The organism is Streptomyces kebangsaanensis, assembly GCF_001906585.1.
Lineage (GTDB): Bacteria > Actinomycetota > Actinomycetes > Streptomycetales > Streptomycetaceae > Streptomyces > Streptomyces kebangsaanensis.
The window spans coordinates 54569-59675 of record NZ_JUJA01000165.1; the positions used below are offsets into that span (position 1 = coordinate 54569).

A 5107-nucleotide genomic window follows, 5' to 3' on the forward strand; every position below is an offset into this window, starting at 1 on the left:
GCCGGGCCCCTTGCGCTTGCGGCAGGTCAGCAGGCGATCGGGGACGCCGGACGGGGAAGGGCCCAGCTCCACCTGCCAGTACATGGTGTTGGCGGACAGGAACACCAGTGACGTGCCGTGCTCGCGGGCGAGTTCGACGGTGCGGCGCATGCCGGCCGACCAGTACTCGTCGTGGCCGGGGAAGACCAGGCCGCGGTAACGGGTGGGGTCGACGCGGCCGGCGTGCAGGTCGCGGGCGTCGGCGTAGGCGAGGTCGTAGCCGTAGCGCTCGGCCCAGCGGATGAAGTCGTAGGCGTGGCCGACGTGCAGGGGCAGGCCCGCGCCCGCGTACGGCCGGTCGAAGGAGACCGTGGTGGCGGCGTCGGGCTCGCCCAGCAGGCGGCCGTTCTCGTCCCAGGCGTGGTAGAGGCTGGCGCCGGTGTGACCGTCCTCCGGGTAGAGGTTGTAGGCCTGCCAGGTGAGGTCGGGCAGGAGCAGGAGCAGGTCCGCCGGGTGGTTGTCGCGGACGGTGAACGGGATGTGGGAACGGTAGCCGTCGGCGGTGGTCAGGACGGCGACGTACGCGCCGATGCTCCAGTACGACGGGACCTGCAGCCGCCAGGACAGCCACCAGTGGTGGCAGGAGACCGTGCGGTCGGCGGTCAGCGGCTTGGGCTGGACGATGCCGGACAGGCGCGGGCTGGTGGTGATCTTGGCGGCGCCGTCGCCGCCGTAGTGGCCGATGCGGTAGACGTCCACGCCGAACTGCTGGGGCGGGTCGACGGTGACGTGGAAGTCGATGGCCTCGCCGGGGGTGACGGCGCCGGTGGAGACGAAGCCCTTGATCTGCTGGTGGACGTCGTCGGCCGAGCGGGGGTTGCCGTCGGAGGCGCGGGGGGCGGGGACGCGGGGGGTGCCGAGGGTGCCGGGCGGGGTCCGCGGGGCCGGGTCGACGTACCAGGGGACGACGTGTCCGGTGTCGTCGAAGTACGTCTCGCTGCCGCGCAGCCAGGGGACGGGGCCCTGTCCGAAAGGGTCCGTCACGGCGTGCGCGAGTGCTCCCGACTCCCAGCGGCGGATCCGTTCCGAACCCATGGCCGTTCCCCTCCCTTGCCGTGCCCCCGTGATCTGCCGTGCCCCTGTGATCTGTCGTGCGGCGGTGCGGGTCTGTCGGTGGCTGTCGTATGTCGGACGCGTTTGCCACGCGCGTCGGCGGTCCCAGCACAGCACATTACGCACGCATGTTGTCACTATTCGTTGTGAATTGGCCGAAAGTGGAAGCAGAGGATCCGGTAGCGCGACCGCAGGCCCGGCATCAGCGCAGGTCAGACCAGTCGTATCGGTTTTTCCGGACGTATGCCCGAATCCACCAGCCAGGCCCGCAACGGCACCGGATCGCCGTTTTCGACCAGGGCGAGGACCTTGGGGCCGAGGTCGGCGGCTCTCTCTCCCTTGATCAGCAGAGCGGGGCCGTCGAGCCAGTCGAGACCCGGGGTGGCCCCCGCGGTGTCCATCGCGGCGCAGCACACCACCGCGGTGACGTGGTCGGCGAGGAGTTCCCGGCCGGTGCGGGGCGGTTCGAGCGGGAAGAGCGGCAGCGGGCCCTCGTCCCACGCGGGTGTGGCGGGGAGCCGGCCGGTGTCCGCCGCCGGTGTCGGGTGTGCCGCCGGGGCGGCGGCCTCCTCACGGGCCAGTTCGGCGCTGAGGCCGGCCACGAGGGCGGCGCCGCGCTCGGTGCCGAAGTCGGCTTCCTCGTCCGGTACGGCGGCGGGGGCGGCCGCCGGAGGGGCCGGGACGGACAGGTGTTCCAGGACCCGGGCCAGGGTCGGTCCGTGCGGATCGGTGACGGCGGGGCCGGAGGCCCGGCGGACGCCCAGGGTGTCCAGGACGCGGTGGAGGCGGGCGGCGTCGGTACGCCACTTCCGGTCGACGACCTCGTCCGGATACTCCCGCCAGTCCACCGGGGACCAGTCGGGGCCGCGCCCGGCCGGGCCGCCGTGGAAGAGCCGCGCGGCAAGCAGCGAGGCGGCCTCGTCGACGGCGCCGGGCTCCTCGAGCAGGTCGCAGGCGGGGCGTTCGCCGAGCCGGGAGGCGAAGCCCTCGGCCAGGCGGTCGCGGCGGGACAGCTCGGTGAGCGCCGCGACGACGCCCGCGTCCAGCCGGGAGGGCCAGCGGCCCATGCGCCAGGCGGGGAGCGCGACCCGGGTCAGCAGCCGGTCCCAGCCCGCGTACGCCAGCCCCACCTGCTCCTGGGCGACGATCCTGAGCCCGTAGTCCACGGTCTGTGCGCGCTCGGCGGCCGCGGCCGCCACGCCGCGTTCCATCTCGGTCGCGTGCTCCCGGCAGCCGCGCAGCAGCAGCCGGGCCACCCAGCCGAGCCCGGCGCACACCGAGCGGGACAGGGGACAGCGGCCGGTGGTGGAGGCGACGGCCACCGCCGCGTCCAGACCGCGGACGAAACGGCGGGCCGCCGCTATGTCCGGCTGCGCCGAGGGTCCCGTACCGGCGACGACCGGGGCCAGCACGGCCCGCAGTTCACCGACGCGCATCCACCACAGGAACGGGGAGCCGATGACGAGGACGGGCGCCGCCGTACGGCGCGGGCGGGCCGGGGCCGGACCGCGCAGGACGTCAGGATCGCCGGGGGCCTCTCGTGAGGGAGGGCCGTGCGCCGGATGCGTACGGTCCTCGAGCCAGCTGTCGCAGTCCGGGGTGAGCGCTATGGCGGACGGGGCGGGTACGTCGAGGCGGTCGGCGAGGTCGCGCACCAGGCGGTACAGGTCCGGGGCCGACTTCTCGGACACCGGGACGGTGGGGGTCATGGCGGGGCGGGCACGGGCGACGACCAGTCCGACCCCGGCGGCCAGGAGCAGGACGACGACCGCGACGACGCCCACCACCCAGCGGGCGAGGTCCCAGCCCCGGCCCACGAGGTGACCGGTGGAGTCGCCGACGAACAGGATCACGGCGAGGGCGGCGGGCAGCAGGGCGGCGGCCAGCGCCCGGCTGCGGACACGCAGCACGGCGAGGGCCCGGGAGCGCGCGGTCCGCGCACCGGCCTCCACCACACCCGTACCGGTCACGACCGGACGTCACCCCCTCCCGACTGTCCTGGTGTTGCTCACTCCCCCACTGTGGCACCCGTCACCGACATCGCAATGCCGATGGGCCAAGTGCCGGACCGCCCGCGCCGCACCCTAGTTGGAGCCCCGGCCCGCGTCAGCCGGATGGCCTATTGCTCACTCGATGGAATGGCTTTGGTCACCGCAGGCGGCACACGGAAGCGATCAGGCCCCGGATCGGCTCCGGGGCCCGTGCGGAACTTCCGCGGAGGGAGTGGGGCGAGGGGACCGGAGGCCGGGGCCGGGCCGGATCAGGACGGGGCACGTGCGCCGCGCCGCCGAGCACAGGCGCCCCGCCGCCGGAAAGGGACACCGACCCGCCGGGAGGCCGCGCCGGCCCGGCGCGTGGCGGGGGCCGTGCTACGCCTTCGCCGCCGCGCTCGCCGCGATGTCCGAGCGGTGCTGGGAGCCTTCGAGGCGGATGCGGGAGACGGCGGTGTACGCGCGGTCGCGGGCCTCGGTGAGGTCCTTGCCGGTCGCCGTGACGGACAGCACGCGGCCGCCCGCGCTCAGGACGGCGTCGCCGTCCCGCCGGGTGCCGGCGTGCAGCACGTACGCGTGCGGGGCGTCCTGCGCGGCGACCTCCTCCAGACCGGTGATCGGGTCGCCGGTGCGCGGGGTGCCGGGGTAGTTCTGCGAGGCGACGACCACGGTGACGGCCGCGTCGTCGCTCCACCGCAGCGGCTCGAGGTGGGCGAGGCCTCCGGTGGCCGCGGCCATCAGGACACCCGCCAGCGGGGTCTGGAGGCGGGCGAGGACCACCTGGGTCTCGGGGTCGCCGAAGCGGGCGTTGAACTCGATCACGCGGACGCCCCGGCCGGTGATCGCGAGCCCGGCGTAGAGCAGACCGGAGAACGGGGTCCCCCGGCGCCGCATCTCGTCGACCGTGGGCTGCAGCACCGTCCGCAGGACCTCGTCCACGAGCCCGGGGTCGGCCCAGGGCAGCGGGGAGTACGCGCCCATGCCGCCGGTGTTCGGGCCCTCGTCGCCGTCGAGCGCCCGCTTGAAGTCCTGGGCCGGCTGGAGCGGCACGACCGTCTCGCCGTCGGTGACGGCGAAGAGGGAGACCTCGGGGCCGTCGAGGTACTCCTCGATCACCACACGTTCACAGGCCGTCGCGTGCGCCTTGGCCGCGTCCGCGTCACCGGTGACGACGACGCCCTTGCCGGCGGCGAGCCCGTCGTCCTTGACGACGTACGGCGCACCGAAGGCGCCGAGGGCCGCGTCGACCGCCTCGGCCGTCGTGCAGACGTACGACCGGGCCGTGGGCACACCCGCGGCGGCCATCACGTCCTTGGCGAAGGCCTTGGAGCCCTCCAGCCGCGCGGCCTCCTTGGAGGGGCCGAACACCGGGACGCCCGCCTCGCGCACGGCGTCGGCGACCCCGGCGACCAGCGGCGCCTCGGGGCCGACGACCACGAGGTCGGCGCCCAGCTTCACGGCCAGCGCGGACACGGCCGCGCCGTCCAGGGCGTCGACCCGGTGCAGCTCGGCCGCCTCGGCGATGCCGGCGTTGCCGGGCGCGCAGTGCAGCGCGGTGACGGCGGGGTCGAGGGACAGGGAACGGCACAGGGCGTGCTCACGGGCGCCGCTGCCGATGACGAGGACCTTCACGAGCTCAGCCTAACGGCAGCGGGCCGAGGTTCTTTGTGCGGGCCGCCGAGGGAACGGGAGCGGCGCGCTTGTGCGTTCCTCCGAGCCGGGCGGGAAGCGGCGGTCCGCGGCGCCGCTACTCGGTCGTGTACTCCTCCACCACCGTCGCGCCCAGCTCCCGCACGATCAGTTCGTGGCCGGAGAGGGCCGACTCGTCGAGGTCCGGGTCGTCGTCCTCGGGGATGTCGTCCTCGGGGGCGACGGGAGCCGGCTCGGACGCGGAGGGCCGGGGCGGCGGGGCCGCGGCGGGCGCGGGCGCGGCCGACGAGGGGCTCGGGGGGGACGGCTGGGGTGCGGGCGCCGAGGCCGTGGGCTGGGGAGCCGTCATACGCGGCGCGGCCGTACCGCCGCCG

Annotated in this window: 3 protein-coding genes and 1 pseudogene; all 4 read right to left on the minus strand. The window is 75.1% G+C overall.

Annotation, left to right across the window (positions count from 1 at the left end; genetic code table 11):
- On the minus strand, window positions 1-1074 hold a 1074-nt coding region (locus RH94_RS34075), incomplete at its 3' end, for a N,N-dimethylformamidase beta subunit family domain-containing protein (RefSeq protein ID WP_234426233.1).
- Window positions 1075-1304: 230 nt separating this feature from the next.
- Window positions 1305-3062: a hypothetical protein gene (locus tag RH94_RS34080; protein ID WP_073952181.1), complete on the minus strand. Its 1758-nt coding sequence runs from the start codon at window positions 3060-3062 to the stop codon at window positions 1305-1307.
- Window positions 3063-3461: 399 nt separating this feature from the next.
- Entirely contained in the window at window positions 3462-4715 is a 1254-nt protein-coding gene (purD, locus tag RH94_RS34085) for a phosphoribosylamine--glycine ligase (RefSeq protein ID WP_073952182.1), read from the minus strand.
- Window positions 4716-4830: 115 nt separating this feature from the next.
- Window positions 4831-5107: pseudogene (locus RH94_RS45505) on the minus strand (DNA polymerase III subunit gamma and tau); the annotation flags it as partial.